Origin of the sequence: Pseudomonas sp. W15Feb34 (genome assembly GCF_023127765.1) — a bacterium.
GTDB lineage: Bacteria > Pseudomonadota > Gammaproteobacteria > Pseudomonadales > Pseudomonadaceae > Aquipseudomonas > Aquipseudomonas synxantha_A.
In genome coordinates this window covers 300,425-319,835 of the sequence record NZ_SPKN01000044.1, presented here as the reverse complement: position 1 = coordinate 319,835, position 19,411 = coordinate 300,425, and the positions used below count along the sequence as shown (strand labels likewise).

Below are 19,411 nucleotides of genomic sequence, written 5' to 3'. Positions count from 1 at the left end.
AGCTCTCCACGCATCCAATGCATTCGAAGAATATTTTCGATGCTGTTCATGCATACCGCTCTGGAGCCTGTGTATTCGCTCGCATAGTCCAAAAAGGTATTAAATTGTGCATTTATAGTATTTAAAGTTTTGTTCGTGCTGTGCCTATTTTTTGCTCCCCAGGCGACCGTCGCCCACCAGGAGCTGCGCTTATGAAACTGCCCTTCAAACGTCTGATCAGCCTGTTCGCCGGTACCGCCCTGGCCGGGCTGGTGCATGCCGCTGACCTCAAGGAAATTCGCATCGCCGTGCCCGACCTCAGTGCCGGCAGCCAGCACAGTGGCGGCGGCATCACCGACGTTTTGCGTGAACAGCAAATCTATGAAAAAGCCTTTGCCGACCAAGGCATCAAGATCCAGTGGAATTACTTCAAGGGCGCGGGCCCTGTGATCAATGAAGCCTTCGCCAATGGCCAGGTGGACCTTGCCTATCTGGGTGACCTGGCGGCAATCATCGGCCGCTCCAATGGCCTGGATACTCGCCTGCTCAGCGCCACCGCGCGTGGTGTGAAGCACTACCTCGGCGTGGTGCCGGGCTCTGGCATCAAGACGCTGCAAGACCTCAAGGGCAAGCGCGTGGCGGTGTTCCGCGGCACGGCCAGCCAGTTGTCGTTCGACAGCGCATTGGCCAGCCAGGGCTTGAGTGAAAAGGATTTAAAGGTCATCAACCTGGACTTCAATGCCGCCAGCGCTGCGTTGGCCGCCAAGCAGATTGACGCAACCTGGGGCGGCTCCACTCTCACGGCGTTGCAGGCCAAAGGTTTGGCAGAAATACCGCTGACCACCAAGGACCTGGGCGATGCCGGCAGCATCCAGGCCGTGCTGGTGGGCAGCGCCAAGTTTGTCGACGAACACCCAGATGCTGTGGCCAAGCTGCTCAAGGCCCAGCAGCAAGCAGTGCAGTGGTTGACCGATGACAACAACAAGCAGGCCTATATCGCGCTGGTGTCGGGGTTGGCCAGTTACCCGCCGGTGATCCTGACCAATGATTTGAAAGACCAGAAACTCAGTGAGATTTTCCCCTCGACCCTGGACCCGGTGTTCCTGGGCAAATTGCAGGATGCGGTGGATTTGGCCTCGAAGGAGAAGCTGATTCGCAAGTCGTTTCAGGTGAGCGATTGGGTGGCGCCGGGTTTGGTGGCGGCGGGGCTCTGAGCTTGTCGGTGCCTGGGCTATCGCTATCGCAGGCAAGCCAGCTCCCACACTTGAATGTGTTCACCGCTCAATGTGGGAGCTGGCTTGCCTGCGATGAGGCCCTTCAAACCGCCACACTTATCTGCTGACTATCCACCTCCACCAACGTCTCGATCATCGCCTTCGCCGCTGGCGACAACCGCGACCCCGTGCGGCTGACGATCCCGCAGCGTGCGCTCAGGGTATCCATGTTCTGCGGCAGGTTGCGCCAGTGCAGCAGCACCAGCGAGCCGCTGGCGATGTCTTCGGCAAAGGCTTCTGCGGTGCCGACGCCGATGGCGTTGGATTGCAGCACAATCTTCACCAGCGCCGGGAAGTGCTCGGTCTGGATGCTCGGGGAAAAATCCATGCGCCCACTCAGGTTCGCCAGCAGTTTGCGAATACCCTGGGAGATCAGCGGCGCGGCCAGCGGATAGTCGAACATATCGTTGGTCGACAGGCTGTCCTTGGCCAGCAACGGGTGCCCGGGGCGGCAGAAAAAGACGCCTCGCTTGGGTGTCAGTGCGCGGGTCTGGAAATTCGGGTCGGCCTCGAACTGACGGATGTCGGCGATAAAGAATTCGATCTCTTCACGGCTCAGGCTGCGGCTGAGGGTTTCCCAGTTGTCCACCTGGAAGCTGGTGCGGATTTTCGGGTGGGCGTTGATAAACCGCGCCACCGCATCCGGCACCAGTTTCACGGCGGGCGCGGGGCCGCAGCCGAAGCGCAGGTCGCCGGCGTCGAGCTTGGTCATACGCGTCACTTCACTGCTCAGCAGCGCTGCGCCATGCACCAGGCTCAGGGCATGTTGCAGCACCACCTGACCTTCCGGTGTGGGGCGCAGGTCCTTGTGGCCGCGGTCTACCAGCAGGCAACCAAACTCCTGTTCCAGCCCCTGGATGCTGCGGCTGAACGCCGGTTGGGTGATGCCCATGGCGTCCGCCGCACGCACGAAACTGCGGTGTTCGTTAAGGGCGATGAAGTAGCGCAGTTGGCGAAGATCCATATGCTTTCCCGGCATTTTAAAAATAGGTCGAAGGCATTTGCGACCGAGCAAGCTGAGGTTTTAAATGCAAGCTCTTATTCCGTCAACGAAGCATTGATTCATTTGCTAGATCTAAAATGCATATGGATAGAGCGTTGCTGGAAAGCATCTCCACCATCAGCAGGCACATGAGGGTCATCACAATGAGCAACGCCGCATTAGCTGTTCAACCCATCGCCCACGCGCTCGACATCCACCCGGTGGCCGGTCGTATCGGCGCCGAGATCCGTGGCATCAAACTGTCTGGTGACCTGGATGCCGCCACCGTTGAGGCCATCCAGCAGGCACTGGTGCAGTACAAGGTCATCTTCTTCCGCGAACAAACCCATCTCGATGACCAGAGCCAGGAAGCCTTCGCCCACCTGCTTGGTGAGCCGATTGCACACCCTACGGTGCCGGTGCGCGACGGCACGCGCTTTCTGATGGAATTGGATGGCACCCGTGGTCAGCGCGCCAACTCCTGGCACACCGACGTGACTTTCGTCGATGCCTACCCGAAAGCTTCGATCCTGCGTTCGGTGCTGGCGCCAGCGTCCGGCGGCGACACCGTCTGGGCCAATACCGCCGCCGCTTACAACGACATCAGCGTCGAGCTGCGTGCGTTGGCTGACCACCTATGGGCGGTGCACAGCAACGAATACGACTACGCCGCACGCAAGCCGGATGTGGCGGTGGAGAAGCTGGAGGAATACCGCAAGGTCTTCACTTCGACAGTGTACGAAACCGAACACCCGGTGGTGCGTGTGCACCCGGTCAGCGGTGAGAAAACCCTGCTGCTGGGGCACTTCGTCAAGCGCCTGAAAGGCTATTCCCAGGCGGAGTCGACCCAGCTGTTCAACCTGCTGCAAGGCCACGTCACGCGTCTGGAAAACACCGTACGCTGGCGCTGGAATACCGGTGACGTGGCGATCTGGGATAACCGTGCCACCCAGCATTACGCGGTGGACGACTATGGCACCCAAGAGCGCATCGTGCGCCGGGTCACGCTCAAGGGTGATGTGCCGGTGGGTGTGCAGGGGCAGCGCAGCCAGACCACCAAAGGTCTCTAAACCAGTTGGAGATCAAAATGTGGGAGGGGCTTGCTCCCGATAGCGGAGTGTCAGTCACAGCATCTTTGACTGGCCCACTGCTATCGGGAGCAAGCCCCCTCCCACATTGGATTTGTGGCGTTTACCAGACCCCAATTTGCACCACTTTTTCCGCCTCCGGCTCACCATACCGAAACCATTGCCCACGCACTTCAATCTCGGTGTGGCTGATGGTGGTACGCCGCTTCAACCCACGCAGCCATTCGAACAGATAACCCAAGTGAGTCTCGCGCACCTGGGCATAGGCGGGATCGCTGCCCAGGTCGTGGATTTCCTGCGGGTCGTTTTCCAGGTCGAACAGCTGCGGGCGAAAGCCGTCATAGGCCAGGTACTTCCAGCGTTCGCTGCGCACCATGGTCATGCGGCAACGGTCGATGGGCTGCGCCAGGCGTTCCCGGGCCGGGGCCTGGAAGGCGTAGTCGTATTCGGCAATGGCGTAGTGGCGCCAGGTGGGTTGCTCGCCGTGCAACAGCGGGATCAGCGAGCGGCCTTCGAGGCGATGGTCGGCGGCGGGCAGGCCCAGAGCGTCGAGGAAAGTGGGCAGGGCGTCGATGGTTTCCACCAGGTGTGTGTCCACGCTGCCACGGCTGACATCGGCACTGGCCCGTGGGTCGCGCACGATCAAGGGAACACCCACCGCAGGCTCCAGCAAAAACTCTTTTTCACCGAGGTAATGATCGCCGAGGAAGTCACCATGGTCGCTGGTAAACACGATCAGCGTGTCGTCCCAGCGGTCGTTGCTTTGCAGAAAATCAAACAGCCGCCCGAGTTGATCGTCGATCTGTTTGATCAGGCCCATGTACGTGGGAATCACCGTCAGGCGCACTTCATCCCTGGAAAAATTCAGGCTCTCCTGGTGTTGGCGAAACGCCTGGTACACCGGGTGATCGCTGGTGTGTTCAGGTTGAATCGGCGCCTGGATATGCTCGGCGCCATACAGCGCGTGGTACGGCGCCGGGGCGATGTAGGGCCAGTGCGGCTTGATGTACGACAGGTGCAGGCACCATGGCTGCTGCCCCTGCTCGCAGATAAAGTCGATGGCGCGGTCGGTGGTGTAGACGGTCTCCGAATGTTGTTCGGCCACCCGCGCAGGTTTGCCGGCATTGCGCATGTGCCAGCCGCTGAGCACTTCACCGTCTTCACCTTGGGCCGCATTGGCCCAGTCATGCCAGGGGTTGCGACCACCGTAGCCCTGCTCGCGCAGGTACTGGGTGTAGGGCGCCGACTCGCGTTTGTCGTCGAACAGCGGGCTGTCAGGATAGATGCCGTCGTGGCGCAGGTACGCATCAAAGCCCACCTCATTGAGCTGTTCGGCCTGGGCGCTGTCGGGGTCGATATGCAGGCGGTGCAACGCCTCCAGGTTCGGCGTGGCGTGGGTCTTGCCCACCAGTGCGGTGCGGATGCCGTGGGGGCGCAGGTAGTCGCCAATCGTCAGCTCTTCCAGCGGCAGCGGTACGGCGTTCCATGCCACCTGATGGCTGCTGACGTAACGCCCGGTATAGGCCGACATGCGCGACGGGCCGCAGATCGTGCCCTGGGTGTAGGCACGGCTGAAACGCACACCGGCAGCGGCCAGGCGGTCGATATTCGGCGTGTGCAGATGGGCATGGCCGTAGCACGACAGGTAATCGCGACGCAGTTGGTCGCACATGATGTAGAGCACATTGCGCACGGGTTTGGGACCAGACATGGGAATTTACCGAACGGAGGACAGGTGGTTTTTTTCGCCGTTCGAGGGGTGCTCTGGCAAGTGCATTTGGGGACTGGGTTCCATGCAATGAATGCATGGGTGTTGCCACCGGCGCTTTCGCGAGCAAGCTCGCTCCCACATTTGGAACGCATTTGAAGTGTGGGAGCGAGCTTGCTCGCGAAAGGCCAGTTCAGACGGCGACATTCTCCAGTGCACACACCTCTTCATCCAAGGTATCAATCTCCTTGATCTGCTCAATCATCGCCTCCGCCAACGGCGACAATCGATACCCCGCACGGCTGACAATCCCGTAGCGGGTGTAACGCTCCTCCAGGTTTTCATCCAGGCCATCGATTTTCAAACACACCAGCTCGCCCCGCGCCATGTGCAGCACATCGCTGTTGGCGCTGACGATGCCAATGGCGTCCGAGCGCAGCACCACACCCATCAGGCTATAGCCGTTTTCGCACTCCACATTGGGTTGGTAATCAGGCCTGCCGCTGAGGTCGACGATGACCTTGCGCAGGTTCGGCGGGCGAATGGTGACCGCCAGCGGATAACTCATCAGTTCATCGGCGCGGATGCTTTCGCGGCCGGCCAGGGGGTGGCCGGCGCGGCAGCAGAAATACCAGCGACGGGCGCGCAGGCGGTGGGTGTGGTAGTCGGGGTTGGCTTCGAAGTGGCGAGTGTCGGCGACGAAGAATTCGAACTCTTCGCTGAGCAGGCGTTTGCCCAGGCTTTGCCAGTCATCCACCTGGAACTGCACGCGGGCCTTGGGGTAGCGCCCGATAAAACTGCCGATGGCGCGCGGGATCAACCCACCTGCCGGGGCCGGGCCGCAGCCGAAGCGCAGCTCGCCGGCTTCCAGGCCGTTGAACTGGCTGATCTCGTTGGCCAATTGCTGGGCGCCGCTGACCAGGCGCCGGGCATGTTCGAGCAGTACCTGACCTTGCTTGGTGGGCGCCAGGTCCTTGCGGCCACGGTCTACCAGCTGGCAGCCGGCGCTGTGTTCAAGGGCCTGGATGCTGCGACTGAACGCCGACTGCGACAGGTTCACGGCCAAGGCTGCCGCGACAAAACTGCGTTGCTCGGCGAGGGCGATGAAGTGGCGAAGCTGGCGCAAATCGATATGCATTTTTCACATCAAAAATATCCGGGAAATGCATTGGCTATGCATTAGGTCGACTCCTTATAAAGGCTATCTCTTATGCAGTAAATGTTCGTAAAAACATAAATAAATAACCTTTAGGAATATCTGGCGACGGATATCTCCGGGTTCTGGAGCCGCTTATGAGTCTGTTCAAGTCCTTGCCGCTGGCGATGCTGGTGGCCGGTAGCAGCAGTTGGTCGCCTTCCCAGGCCGCTGAAACACCCGCGCCTGCCGGCAAGGGCGAAAGCGCCAGTGGCCAACTGGAAACCGTCACCGTGACGGCCCGGCGGCGTACCGAAAGTGCCCAGGCCGTGCCAACGCCCATGAGCGTGGTCGGCGGCCAGGCGCTGGAAACCCAGCGGGTGTACCGCATCCAGGATTTGCAGCAACTGGTGCCCAGCGTCAACGTCGCCTACATGCACGCGCGCCAGTCCAGCGTGTCGATTCGCGGCCTGGGCAACAACCCGGCCAGCGATGGCCTGGAAGGCAGCGTGGGGTTGTACATCGACAACGTCTATCTCGGGCGCCCGGGCATGGCGGTGTTCGACCTGATGGACATCGAGCAGCTTGAAGTACTGCGTGGCCCGCAAGGGACGTTGTTCGGCAAGAACACCACCGCCGGGGTCATCAACATCAGCACCCGCGCACCGAGCTTTACCCCGGAGCGCAGCATCGAAACCTCTCTGGGCGAGGACGGTTATTTCCAGACCAAGGGCACGATCTCCGGCCCACTCACCGAGGACCTGGCGGGGCGTTTCTCGGCCTATCGCACCCGCAGCGACGGCGACATCAAGAACGAGCACGACGGCCATGAGCTTAACGGCGGTTCGCGCCAGGGCTTTCGCGGGCAACTGTTGTACAAGCCCAACGAGGCGTTCAACCTGCGCTGGATCGGTGATTACAACGAAGAGGATTCCAGCGCCGGCACCCGCGTGCTGTACAGCACCGGGCCGACCATCAATGGCACCAACCTGTATCAATCCCGGGCCAACGCAGCGGGGGCGACCCTGGTGGATGGCACCCATCGCAAGGTCAACCTGGACAACGACCAGCATGTCACCGTGTTCCAGGGTGGTACCTCGCTGGAGGCCAACTGGACGCTGCCAAGCGACTTCACCCTGACGTCGGTGAGTGCCTATCGCTGGTGGAATTTCACCCCACGCAATGATGACGGCCTCAACGTACCGGCGTCGTATAACGCCGGGGTTTCGGTGGAAGATAAGCAGTGGTCCCAGGAGTTTCGCCTGGCATCGCCAACCGGTGGCTTCTTCGATTACGTGCTCGGCGCCTATTACTTCGGCTCCGACCTGGACAACAAATCCTTCGCCTATTACGGCCCCAAGGCCGATATCTGGAACGGCACGCCGAACGGCGCTTTGAGCAATGTGAGCAGCGTCGGCAACGGGCATATCCGCACCGACAGTTTTGCCCTGTTTGCCCAAGGCACCTGGCACCTCACCGAGCGCCTGGATTTCACCGCCGGCCTGCGCGGCACCTACGAAGAAAAAAGCGCCTGGGTCACGCGCAATGCGCCGCTGGGCGGTGCTGCGGTGAGCGGTGCGGGGGCCACTGCACGGCGGGGGCGCACCGGGGCGTATGACTCGGGCGACCTGACGCAGTACAGCGCCACCCCTTCGGGGCTGCTCAACCTCAGTTATCACTTCAATGACAACCTGCTGGGCTACGCGACGCTGTCCCATGGCGAGAAGTCTGGTGGGGTCAACCTGGCGGTAGGGTCTGCGCCCACGGCCGGGGCCGACTCGTTACTGATCGGCACCGAGCGCGCCAACAACGCCGAGTTGGGTTTCAAGAGCACGTTGTGGGACCGCCGCCTGCAACTCAACGCCAACCTGTTCTGGACCCAGGTCAACGGCTACCAGACCAACGCCTACGACCAGGACAACCGCGTGCAGTACCTGACCAACGCCGGTTCCGTGCGTTCGCGGGGCGTGGAAGTGGAAAGCACACTGGTGCCGATCAAGGGCCTGACCCTGAATATCAACGGCTCGTTCAACGACGTGAGCTACCTGTCGTACAAGGATGCACCGTGCCCACCCGAAACCAGCTTGCGCCCTGGTGCTCCGGCGTCCTGCGACCTCACCGGCCATCAAGTGGTGGGCGCGTCCAAATGGATCGCCAACGCCAACGGCGAGTACAAGTGGAACCTGGCCAACGGTTTCGAACCCTATGTCACCGCCAGCTACGCGTTCCGTTCCAAGGCGGTGGGCACGGTGGAAGATTCCGACTACGGGCAGATCCCGGCCTATGCGGTGGTCAACCTGTCCACCGGCCTGCGCGGTGACTATGAGCAGGGGCAGTGGGACGTGTCGCTGTGGCTGAAAAACGCCTTCGACAAAACCTACTACACCACCCTGTGGACCGGCGGTAACGGCGGTTACGAGGGCCTGTTGGGCACGCCGCGCACCCTAGGCGTGACTGGGCGCTACGACTTCTAGGTCGGTGCGATAGGTGGCCGGGTTGAACACCCGCGTCACCAGCAGCATCGCCACCACGGTCACCGTCAGCACCATCCAGGCGCTGACGAAGTTGCCGGTGAGTTCGCGCAGCGCGCCGGTCAGCCACGGCGAAAGTGCATTGATCAGAAAGCCTACGCCTTGCACGAATGCCGCCAGCTGCCCGGCTTGGCGTGGGTCGCGGTGGTGGTCGAGGGTCAGCAGCAGGCTCAGGGCGAAACATGCGCCCAGGCCGAAGCCGATCAGCGCTACCCACAGGTGTGGGAATTGCTGTGGCGACATCAGCAGGCCGAGGTAGCCGACCGTTTGCGCCAGCAGGCTGATGCTCAGCAACGGGCGCCGATCAATCCCACGTTGCGCCAGCACCGGCATCAACAGTGCGGCGATCACCTGGAAGATGGTCATGAACGCCAGCAACGAACCGCTGGGCAACACGCCCCAGCCCAGTTGCTGATAGTAGGCGGGCAGCCACGCGACCATGCTCATGTAGCCACAATTGACCAGGCCGAAATACAGCGCCAGCAGCCAGGCGCGCCGGTTGCGCAACCCTTTGAACGCAGGTGCCTGTTGTGGGTTTCGCGCGGCACCCAGCGGCAGCCAGGCCCATAGCAGCAATGCCCCCAGCGCCGGCAACAACCACACCCCCAGGCCCGCCTGCCATTGCTGGAAATGCATGGCCACCACAGGGCTAAGCAGCGCCGCCAGCCCACCACCGGCCATCAGCGAGGCCGAATACACGCCCATCGCCACCGGCACGCGGTAATTAAATTCGCGCTTGATCATCGCCGGCACCAGCGCCTGGATCAGCGCCACGCCCGCGCCACCGAGCAGTGCGGTAACCAACAGCGCCGAAGCCTGGCCCATCAACCAGCGCGCCAGGCACGCCAGCAAAATCATCAACAAGCCCAAGGCGATGCCGCGACGTTCGCCCAAGCGGGCTTCCACCCGTACGCCCACCAATGCCACCAACCCCATGCAGATCACCGGCAGGCTGGTGAGCAAGGCGCTGCTCTGGAAGCTCAGCCCGGTGGCCTGGCGAATCTCGCCGAGCAACGGGCTGATGGAGCTGAGGATGGGGCGCAGGTTCAGGCCGAGCACCAGCAGCAGGCCCCAGCCGGCAAGGGATTTATTCAGGGTCATGCAGGGTTTTCCACTGGTGATACAGCGCAGTCATTGCTGGGTCGGGCAGGTGCTGGATGGGCAGGCGTTGCGCACCGATGGGCAAGCCGACCTGTTGGCTAATGGCTGCGGTCGACAGGCCGAACGGCTCGGCCATTTCGTTGCTGGCGGCAAACACCACCCGTTCTACACCGCACAGGTACATGGCGCTCAGGCACATCGGGCAAGGCTGGCCGCTGGCGTAGATCACGCAGCCGTCCAGGCGTGCACCCAGCAGCCGGCTCGCTGCGCGGATCGCCAGCAGCTCGGCGTGGGCGGTGGGGTCCTGGGTCAGGTGGATCTCATTCACGGCTTCCACCAGCACTTCACCGTTGCGCGTCAGCACCGCGCCGAAGGGGCGGCCACCTTGGGCGACGTTGGTGCGGGCCAAGGCGATAGCGCGTTGCAGGTGTGGTTGATCGTTGGTCATGCAGGGCCCCCGGGCGCGATGAAAGGTGAAGTATGGTCAGCCACCGGGGTATGCTGAAATTAAATATAAACATGCCAATCAGTGGCAAACGCAATGGTGATGACGTTGTTCGATCCCGTGTTGTTGCGCAGTTTTGTCGCCGTGGTGGACTGCGGCAATTTCACTCGCGCCGCCGAGCGCCTGCATTTGACCCAGTCCACTGTCAGCCAGCAGATCCGCCGGCTGGAAGACGCAGTGGCTTGTCAGTTACTGGACCGCGACCAGCGCCGCGTGGTGGCTACCGCCGAGGGTGAGCGTCTGCTCGCGTATGCGCGCCGCATTCTCGCACTGCACGAAGAAGCCGCTGACGTGCTGATCAACCAGCAGAGCGACGGTGTGTTGCGCCTTGGCGTGCCGGAGGACTTTGCCGCCGAGCGCCTGATGCCGCTGCTTTCAGCGTTTGTCGTGGCGTATCCACGGGTGCGGCTGGAAGTCACCAGCGGTCTGGGCCCTGAATTGCAGCGCCAGTACCGGAGTGGAGAGTTCGATGTGCTGCTGGTCAAGCAGATGGGCGACAGCGACGACTGTGTGGCGTCGTGGCCGGAGCCCTTGTATTGGGTCGACAGCCTGAGCACTCCGGCGCTGGGTCGCGACCCGCTGCCGCTGGTGGCTTTCCCGGTGGGCGGCTTGTACCGCAACGACATGCTTCACCATCTTGAGCGGGCCGGCTGGCGTTGGCGCATCGGCTACTCCAGCGCCAGCCTGGCCAGCGTGTGTTCAGCGGTGGCGGCAGGCTTGGGCATCAGCCTGTTGCCGGAGCGGGTGTTGCAACCGGGCCATTGCATACTCGGCCCAGAGAGTGGCCTGCCGCCTGTTCATGGTGTGCGATTGGCCCTGTATGGCCGCAGTGGTTTGGGCGCAGCGGGCCAGAGTTTGCTGGGAGAATTGCTGGCGTTGTGCAGTGGAAATCCGCACTGAGCCATACCTTTGCTGAATATTTTGTATGCCTTTAAAGCATTGAAAAACAAGGGTTTGGCGCCAGGCCCCGAGCCACGTGGCTTTGACGTCAGCGGCTGTTTCATTTATGCATTTTTGTTCTATATATAAATTTAAAGATTACTTTAAGAGATAAGTGTCTGGCCCCGATGATTCAGCCCTCGACGGGGCTGCACGCTGGCCCGTCGGTTTTTCAAAACCGTAGGGAGTGAATCAATGGGCAATGTCCAGACCGCCGCCAGTGCACCCGAGGCGCAGTGGCGCCAGGCACCGAGTGGTGAGTTGGTCGACCTTGGCCGGCCGCATCGCGCGCCGTTGGGGCAATTGCGCCTGCAGAAGACCCCGAAGCGTTTTTCCAGCCGCCGCGAAGGGATTTTGCTCGGGTTGCTGGTGTTGGCGCTGCACGGCGCAGTGATCTATTGGGTGAGCCAGAAACCCACGCCGGTGCTGCCGATTGTGCCGCCGGAAATTCCGCCGATGACCATCGAATTTTCTCAGCCGGCGCCGCCGGTGGTTGAACCGCCACCGCCAGTACCGTCACCACCGCCGTCGCCTGTGGTCGAGCCACCGCCGGTGGTGGATGAGTTGGCGGCCAAGCCGGCGCCGCCCAAACCTGTTGTGAAACCCAAGCCCAAGCCCGCGCCGAAACCTGAGCCCAAGCCGGCCCCCAAAGCCGTCGAGCAGCCGCCTGCGCCACCGACGCCAGCCCCACCTGCTCCGCCCGCACCCGCGCCGGTGACGCCGGCTTCGGCCAACGCCGCGTACCTGAAAAACCCGGCACCGGAGTACCCGTCACTGGCTCAGCGACGCGGTTGGGAAGGCACGGTGTTGTTAAGGGTGCATGTGCTGGCCAGCGGTAAACCGGGTGAGATTCAGGTGCAGAAAAGCAGCGGGCGCCAGCAGCTCGATGACGCCGCACTGGCCGCCGTAAAGCGCTGGAGCTTCGTACCGGCCAAGCAGGGGGATGTGGCCCAGGACGGCTGGGTCAGCGTACCGATCGACTTCAAGATTCATTAATTATTCGGCCGCGGTGTGCACACGCCGCGACCTGCACAAGAGGGAAAACATCATGGCATTAGCGTCTCCACTTGAATCCATCGAAAGCGCGGTGATCTGGCTGCTGGTGATCTTTTCGGTCGCCACCTGGGGCCTGGCCTTGCTCAAGGGCGTGCAGTTCGGTCGCCTCAAGGCCCAGGATCGCAAGTTTCACAAACAGTTCTGGGCGGCATCGAGCCTCGATTCAGCCGCCGAACTCGCCGAAACCCAGCCCGGCGCCGCCGCGCGTGTGGCCCAGGCCGGCTATGCCGCAATCCAGGTGGGCGATACCCCTCACGCTGCGGATCTAAGCCAGGCGATCAATCATCAGGACCGCCTCGAACGCGCCCTGCGCCAGCAAATCGTGCGCGAGCGCCGCTCCCTGGAGACCGGCCTGGCTGTGGTCGCCAGTATCGGCAGCACCTCGCCGTTCATCGGCCTGTTTGGCACCGTGTGGGGCATCATGGAAGCCCTGAAGGGGATCAGCGCCGCCGGGTCCGCCAGCCTGGAAACCGTGGCGGGGCCGATTGGTGCGGCGCTGGTGGCGACCGGCGTGGGGATCGCCGTGGCCGTGCCTGCGGTGCTGGTCTACAACTATTTCCTGCGCCGCCTGAAGCTGACAGCGGCAGACCTGGATGACTTTGCCCACGACTTCTACAGCCTGGCGCAGAAGAACTCATTCCGCGTGCTGTTGCACCCGACACTGACCAAAGCCAGCGCCGCCAGCCCGCAAAAAGTGAAGGAGGCGTCCTGACATGGCCTTCTCCACGCAAGACAGTGATGAGGTGCTGAGCGAGATCAACGTCACGCCCCTGGTGGATGTGATGCTGGTGCTGCTGGTGGTGTTTATCGTCACCGCTCCGCTGTTGACCAACTCGATCCCGATCAACCTGCCCAAGACCCAGGCCGTGGCGCCTGTCGAGCAGAAAGACCCGCTGGTGGTGAGCATCGACGGCGCCGGCAAACTGTTTATCAACAAGGACGAAATCCAGCCGGACCTGCTGGAATTCAACCTGCAGGCGGCCAAGGCCAAGGACCCCGATGTGCGGGTGCAATTGCAGGCTGACGATGGAGTGAACTACGGCGAAGTGGCACGCGCCATGGCGTCGATTGAACGTGCGGGGATTACCAAATTGTCGGTGATTACCGCACGTTAGTTTCATCCGCCGCGACACGTTTTTTAGGCCGTTTCCTTGGCAGGGTGCGGCCTTTTTTTATTTTGTGGTTACAGTGTTTATAGAGGAAAAGAATTTTCACGTATTTGAATATTTCTGGGCGTGCAATTCACAACGGTATGATTACTCTAGTCGGCGCATGGAGAAATTTAACTAATGGAGAAGTTGCATGAACGTACGCTTTCCTATTCATTCGGTAAGTGCATTTGTTAACCCACAATCAACTCCCCCTCAGCTCGAAGAAACCCCCACTGCAAGGATTTATTCGCGGCCTGATAGGCCGGGTGTGCAGCATCCGCTTCCCAAAAAATCATTAAGTCGCGCTGATTATCGAGAGAGTAAAGCGCCAAAGGCCGGGGCGCCGGTGTTGAAACCAAACCCTGAAATAGATGCTTATATCAGCACACACTCTTTTGACTACATTTCTCCCGAGAAAGAAATTTCGACGATACTCTCGGAGAAAATAAAACAACATTGGGGCGTCGACGTTGATCCTGATAAAACGTATCTGGTTACGTTTAAAGATAATGGTAAAGATGATAAGGATGTTGTGGAAAAAATAACGCTGACACAAGCGGCGTTGAAAAACAGACAAGATGTAACGATTGAGGATAATGAGGGCTGGTTTGTAAAGATTGCCAAGTATTTTTCGCCGGCAGTTTATATTTACAATAAAGTTGACGGTTGGGTGCAGGAAGCACACAGTCGACAAGCTATTTACCGAGAGCCGAGTTCCCCAGGTTCTGCGCTGTATAGTGCAGACACTCAAGTGTCCATTCCTGTTGAAGACTTCAAAGCCTTGGTCTGGGATACAGACCGAACCAAACTTTACAAGAACACCCTTGACGGGTTTTGGGACAAGCACAGTAGTTCCTATGCTTCATTGAGTAAAATATCCTTTGTTAAAGCGATCAACCTACAGCGCTTGGAAGGCACGCTTGGCCCAGTCGAGGCGGCACTCGCCCAGAGGGCGTTGGGGCCTGTTGCGCAAAAGGAATGGTCCGAGCTGACGGTTCAGGACTTTTCAGCACCTGCCGTCAAGGATCCGAACCTGGATATCGGGTTGCTGAGCATCAATGGCCTGCAGTCAACCGACTTGATGTGTATGACCGATCGCAAAACCCAGCTGACCTTGCTTTACATCCCTGGTAACTCCTCGCCGATACATCGTTTCGATAACCCACAGCAAATGAATATCTGGCTGGCCAAGCAAGCCACTGATCCTGTGAAACTTGAATCACTGCTGACGCATTTTTCCCTCAAGGACCAGGCCCAAAAGCTGTTGGCAGACGGTGTGCGTCAATCCTTGGACGGGATGGCACATTGGTCCAATGCGCAAGTATCTGGCAACGGCTTCCTTGCAAGGATCAACGGCTGGGTGCCCGATCGCTTTATCTCGGTTGAGCCTTTGCGCAGCGACCCTTTTGAAGCGGTCAAGGTCCGGCAAAAGGCGCGGTCTTATTCGGATGCAGAAAACGCGATCGTCAGCGATGGTGACTACACCAAGAACAAAGTCTTGCAAGGTGTGGAAGAGGCCACGAAGGTTGCCATGTTCATGACGCCGCTGGCATTGGTCATGCCGGAAGTAGCGATAGGCTTGGATGTTTTTTTCATGGCAGCCGGAGCCACTCAAACAGGTATTGGTATTGATGATGCCGTCAAAGGAAAGGCCACGGGTTCTGACCGGATTGTATTTGGAGTACTGAACGCGATACCGCCCTTGGTCACCCATGCGGGGGCGCCGCTGGCGAAAGCGATGACAGAGAGAATGGCCAACGGGGGCGTTACAGCAGGGGTTGACGCCGCAGCCCAGGCGCCCACTCAAGTGGCTGAACAGGAGCGTCCATTCTTCAATCCCCCACGACGAGTCAATGGGCATATCGGCTACCCAATGGGGCCTACTACGCCTCCCGTTATCCTCGATGAGTTCACGGTCCCCATGGATGACGTGCAGCGAATGTTTTCTCAGGACTACATGGTTTTTGTCGGGCAGTACGGTACTAAAGTCACTTATGACGTTGAGGCACGCCTCTGGCGTGGGCTCAACGAAAATGGTCAAGTGAATGACGTATATTATTGGCGTAAAGGCCGAGGAAGATGGTTGGGTGGTACTAAAGCCGAAGCGATCGAAGGGAATAAAAACGCACCTCCTTCGATGATAAGTAAGACGCTTAAGTTGCCGCGGTTGCCGTCGCTGCCATCCGGCACGACAGAAGTGCCCAAAGTCATTCATTATTTTTGGGCTGGCAATGAAATGCCGGAGCATTTAATCCAGAACATTATTGAGAACGCCAGGAAAAGCCCGGGTTACAAGTCTGTCGTTCACGTGGATGCAAACAGCGGGAGTGCGTTTCAGAAAATAAAATCTGCTCTGGATCACAAAGTGGGTGGGCTGGAGGTGCATGATCTGAAAGAGGATGAAGCTTTTCGAGAGCTAACGGCAAGTAAATATGGAGAGATGTATCAGTATTTTAGATCAGGTCAAGGGCAAAATTTAGCGGCTTCATCGGATGTGATGCGCGTTGCACTGATAAAGAAGCACGGTGGAATATACCTGGATACGGATGACACGCTGACCTTCAACGTGGGGGATGTCACGCTGAAAGCCACACCAAGTGATCTATTGATGAACTCGCCCATTACTTATGAGGGAGCGGATTTCAATGGGTTCAATACAAGTAATTTCGCAAGCCATGCAGACAATCCATTATTTGACAAGATTCTGGAGGAGTCATATCAGCGGTTCAAAGCCAACGAGTCGTGGTTTAACAATAATCGTCCGTTTTTAAGAGAAGGTTCGACAGACATAGAACGGCAAGCCTATAAAGAGTACGAAACGAAAATCTTCGAGGTTACCGGGCCGAGAATGTTTGGTGATGTAGTGGCACAAGAGGAATATGGTTTCTTCCCGTTTGTTGATGACATGACTGAACTTTTGAATGCGCGTCTTCTTTTGCCCGAAGATTTCGGAAAAAAGTACACGGAAGTACGCGATTTCTATATGCCCATGAATCGTAAATTTGGGGTCGATATCGGCTCGGAGCACTCTATGCATCATTCTCGTTGAGTCGGTATAGCGGTAGCGGTCGTTGAGCATTGGGTTATCCAACTCAACATTACCGGCCCCCGATGCCATGGTGTCGGGGGGCACAATGGTTGGGTTTTCTGGAATGTGGAAGGGAGTCGGATTCGAATAAATGATGTGATGAGTTTTTGGTTATTAATAAATTCCTTTTTATTCCTTATTTGATTGTTGGGGCGCCCCTATACTGGTCAGCAACGTTAAAAGCTGCAGGAGGGCACACCCATGCACAGCGAGTCGATTCGTTATCTGATCGTGCCGGGCTGGCAAGGATCGCCAGAAGATCATTGGCAAACCCATTGGCAGCACAGCCTGCCCAACAGCGCTCGCGTGGAGCAGGCCGATTGGCTGACGCCGCGTCGAGAGGATTGGGTAGCTGCACTGGCCGAGGCGATTGCCGCCGACAGCACACCGGTAATCCTGATTGCCCATAGCCTGGGATGCATCACCGTGGCTCATTGGGCGGCCACTGCCCCCGTGCATTTCTTGCGTCAGGTTCGCGGCGCCTTGCTGGTAGCCCCAGCCGATGTCGAGCGCGCAGCCTGTGCCCCCGCCCTGCGTAACTTCGCACCAATTCCCACCGACCTGCTGCCGTTTCCCAGCCAGGTGGTCAGCTCCGACAACGATAGCGCCGTCAGCGCGCCCCGGGCTCTGGAGTTGGCGCGTCAATGGGGGGCCGAAGCCGGCATTTTGTCCGGCGCCGGGCATATCAATGTGAAGTCCGGCCACCGCCGCTGGGAGCAGGGTTTCGCCTATCTCTATCGCCTGCAGAGCCGCCTCGAGCACCATGCTCGGCGTAGTGCCTGATATTTTTTCAACGCCCCGTCCCTGAGTGGATTGGGGCGGGAGCCTGCCATGAGTTTGCATGAAACCTACGGCCAGCCTTTGCTGACCTTTCCCGATGCCGAAAAGAGCCCACTGAGCATCCGCGCCAAGGCGTTGGTGTTCGTCGACCCACGCTCACGCCAACTGCGTGAAGAATTGGAAAGCCTTGCGCCGCGCGCCTTACCCGTATTGATCCGCGGTGAAACCGGCAGTGGTAAAGAACTGCTGGCGCGACACATCCACCGTGGCAGTGACCGTACTGGCCTGTTTGTCTCGGTCAACTGTGGCGCCATCAGTCCTACCTATGCGGATGCGGAGTTGTTTGGCTATGCCGCCGGCAGCCACAGCGGCGCAGCGAGCAGTCGAGCTGGCTGGTTTGGCTCTGCCAACGGCGGCACCTTGTACCTGGATGAGATTGGTGACTTGCCACTGCCGATCCAGGTGAAATTGCTCGCGGCCCTGGAAAATCATGAGGTCACCCGCGTCGGTGCCCATCAGCCCAGCCCGGTAGACGTACGTCTGGTGGCCGCTACCAGCATCGACCTGGCCCAGGCTGTGGCCGTTGGCAAGTTTCACGAGCGCCTGTTTCATTACTTGAGCGAAGGCCGGCTGGACCTGCCGGCGTTGCGCGAGCGGGTGGGGGATATTTTGTCTCTGGCCGAGTATTTCCTCGGCATCTACAGCCAGCGCCTGGACCTGCCGGTGCCGCTTATCAGCGACGCCGCTCAACAGGTACTGGAGCGTCACACCTGGCCGGGCAATACCCGCGAACTGGAAAACGTCATTCACTTTGCCTTGCTGGTGAGCAGTGGCGATGAAATCTTGCCCGAGCATTTGAACCTGCCGGTGGCCGGCTCGCCGCTGGAGCAAGTGCGACGAATTTTTGCCAGCGCCAGTGCGACCGAGCGCGAATCGCTGCGTACCTTCCTGTATGAACAAAATGGAATATCAACGTGAATAAAAGATATTGTTCGGGAATAAAAAATCTAGGTATTGTCCTTCCTACGCCGCGATAGCATTTCGCTGGCACCTCACATAAAAAATGGTCGTTAGAAAAGGACACTGCATGAAAAAGGTTCTGTTGTTTACCGCACTGGCGGCTGCCCTGACTGCCGGCTTCGCTCAGGCCAACGAAAAGCTGGTGGTTGCGGCCACGCCGATTCCGCACGCTGAGATCCTGGAGTTGATCAAGCCGACCCTGGCCAAGGAAGGCGTGGACCTGCAGATCAAAGTCTTCACCGATTACGTGCAGCCAAACGTGCAAGTCGCTGAGAAGCGCCTGGACGCCAACTACTTCCAGACCCTGCCGTACCTGGAAAACTTCAACAAGGGCAAGGGCACTAACCTGGTCACTGTAGTCGGTGTGCATGTTGAACCCATCGGCGGCTACTCGAAAAAGATCAAGAAAATTGAAGATCTGAAAGACGGCGCGACCGTGGCCATCCCGAACGAAGGCTCCAACAGTGGACGCGCCCTGTTGCTACTGCAGAAGAACGGGCTGATCACCCTGAAAGACCCGACCAACGCGTTGTCCACGCCAAAAGACATCAAGGACAACCCGAAAAACCTCAAATTCAAAGAGCTGGAATCGGCCCTGCTGCCACGCGTGCTGGATCAGGTTGATCTGGATGTGATCAACACCAACTACGCCCTGGAAGCCGGTCTGAACCCGGCCAAGGACGCGTTGATCATCGAAGATGCCAAATCCCCTTACGTGAACTTCCTGGTAGCGCGCCCGGACAACAAGGACAGCGACGCTATCCAGAAACTGTCCAAGGCCCTGACCAGCCCGGAAGTCAAAGCTTTCATCGAGAAGAAGTACAACGGCGCAGTCGTGCCGGCGTTCTGATGTAACTCAAAACCCCCTTCAAGGTTTCAACGCCGACGGCTACTACAGCGTCGGCGTTTTTTTTGTGGGAGGGGGCTTGCCCCTCCCACATTGATCGCCCTGGCGAAGGTTAGTTTTTTGGGTGATATCAATATGCTATTTCGGTATTTAAATTTTGCTTTTTATACCTTTAAAGTTCGCGCTACCCGACGTTATCCACGCCGGAACGGATTGCGCTCGCAGCA

The 19,411-nt window shown here is 59.1% G+C and carries 16 protein-coding genes; 11 read left to right on the top strand and 5 right to left on the bottom strand.

All coding sequences use genetic code 11. The features are described 5' to 3' along the window. The first annotated feature begins 191 nt into the window (after positions 1-191). Positions 192-1,193 carry an ABC transporter substrate-binding protein gene (locus E4O97_RS21405; RefSeq protein ID WP_216090575.1) on the top strand — a complete coding sequence of 334 codons (1,002 nt, stop codon included), beginning with the start codon at positions 192-194 and terminating at the stop codon, positions 1,191-1,193. A 103-nt stretch (positions 1,194-1,296) separates the two neighbouring features. On the opposite strand, the gene E4O97_RS21400 is transcribed toward E4O97_RS21405, so the two are convergent. Next, positions 1,297-2,217, bottom strand: a complete 921-nt coding sequence (locus E4O97_RS21400; protein ID WP_248162167.1) for a LysR family transcriptional regulator — start codon at positions 2,215-2,217, stop codon at positions 1,297-1,299. Between the two features lie 182 nt (positions 2,218-2,399). On the opposite strand from E4O97_RS21400, the gene E4O97_RS21395 reads away from it, so the two are divergent. Further along, entirely contained in the window at positions 2,400-3,305 is a 906-nt protein-coding gene (locus E4O97_RS21395) for a TauD/TfdA family dioxygenase (RefSeq protein WP_248162165.1), read from the top strand. A gap of 121 nt (positions 3,306-3,426) precedes the next feature. Here E4O97_RS21395 and E4O97_RS21390 read toward each other — a convergent pair whose 3' ends face one another. Next, a complete protein-coding gene (locus E4O97_RS21390; protein ID WP_248162162.1) occupies positions 3,427-5,034 on the bottom strand; it encodes an alkaline phosphatase family protein in 1,608 nt (535 codons plus the stop codon). 190 nt (positions 5,035-5,224) lie between these two features. Beyond that, entirely contained in the window at positions 5,225-6,169 is a 945-nt protein-coding gene (locus E4O97_RS21385) for a LysR family transcriptional regulator (RefSeq protein WP_248162161.1), read from the bottom strand. A gap of 155 nt (positions 6,170-6,324) precedes the next feature. Between E4O97_RS21385 and E4O97_RS21380 the strand changes: the two genes are divergently transcribed. Then, positions 6,325-8,640 (top strand): TonB-dependent receptor, encoded by a 2,316-nt coding sequence (locus tag E4O97_RS21380; protein ID WP_248162160.1) that lies wholly within the window; start codon positions 6,325-6,327, stop codon positions 8,638-8,640. Here the strand turns inward: E4O97_RS21380 and E4O97_RS21375 are convergent. After that, positions 8,611-9,798: a CynX/NimT family MFS transporter gene (locus E4O97_RS21375; protein WP_248162157.1), complete on the bottom strand. Its 1,188-nt coding sequence runs from the start codon at positions 9,796-9,798 to the stop codon at positions 8,611-8,613. The two genes, E4O97_RS21380 and E4O97_RS21375, sit on opposite strands and share 30 nt — an antisense overlap. Next, positions 9,785-10,246: a nucleoside deaminase gene (locus E4O97_RS21370; RefSeq protein ID WP_248162155.1), complete on the bottom strand. Its 462-nt coding sequence runs from the start codon at positions 10,244-10,246 to the stop codon at positions 9,785-9,787. The genes E4O97_RS21375 and E4O97_RS21370 overlap by 14 nt, the downstream gene beginning before the upstream one ends. A 93-nt stretch (positions 10,247-10,339) precedes the next feature. On the opposite strand from E4O97_RS21370, the gene E4O97_RS21365 reads away from it, so the two are divergent. From E4O97_RS21365 to E4O97_RS21330, 8 genes are all read left to right on the top strand, one after another. Continuing rightward, a complete protein-coding gene (locus E4O97_RS21365; RefSeq protein WP_078820013.1) occupies positions 10,340-11,203 on the top strand; it encodes a LysR substrate-binding domain-containing protein in 864 nt (287 codons plus the stop codon). A 234-nt stretch (positions 11,204-11,437) separates the two neighbouring features. Further along, positions 11,438-12,238, top strand: coding sequence for an energy transducer TonB (locus tag E4O97_RS21360; protein WP_248162152.1), 801 nt, complete (start codon positions 11,438-11,440; stop codon positions 12,236-12,238). Between the two features lie 49 nt (positions 12,239-12,287). Beyond that, positions 12,288-13,010, top strand: coding sequence for a MotA/TolQ/ExbB proton channel family protein (locus tag E4O97_RS21355; protein WP_103734064.1), 723 nt, complete (start codon positions 12,288-12,290; stop codon positions 13,008-13,010). Position 13,011: 1 nt separating this feature from the next. Next, a complete protein-coding gene (locus E4O97_RS21350; protein ID WP_034125467.1) occupies positions 13,012-13,413 on the top strand; it encodes a biopolymer transporter ExbD in 402 nt (133 codons plus the stop codon). A 187-nt stretch (positions 13,414-13,600) separates the two neighbouring features. Beyond that, the gene (locus E4O97_RS21345; RefSeq protein WP_248162150.1) at positions 13,601-16,498 is read left to right on the top strand and encodes a DUF6543 domain-containing protein; all 2,898 of its coding nucleotides are present in this window, start codon (positions 13,601-13,603) and stop codon (positions 16,496-16,498) included. 240 nt (positions 16,499-16,738) lie between these two features. Further along, complete coding sequence (locus E4O97_RS21340; RefSeq protein ID WP_032878440.1) at positions 16,739-17,320, top strand: alpha/beta hydrolase; 582 nt, start codon at positions 16,739-16,741, stop codon at positions 17,318-17,320. Between the two features lie 48 nt (positions 17,321-17,368). Beyond that, the gene (locus E4O97_RS21335; protein WP_032878439.1) at positions 17,369-18,295 is read left to right on the top strand and encodes a sigma 54-interacting transcriptional regulator; all 927 of its coding nucleotides are present in this window, start codon (positions 17,369-17,371) and stop codon (positions 18,293-18,295) included. A gap of 109 nt (positions 18,296-18,404) precedes the next feature. Then, positions 18,405-19,187: a MetQ/NlpA family ABC transporter substrate-binding protein gene (locus E4O97_RS21330; RefSeq protein ID WP_032878438.1), complete on the top strand. Its 783-nt coding sequence runs from the start codon at positions 18,405-18,407 to the stop codon at positions 19,185-19,187. Positions 19,188-19,411: the final 224 nt, after the last annotated feature.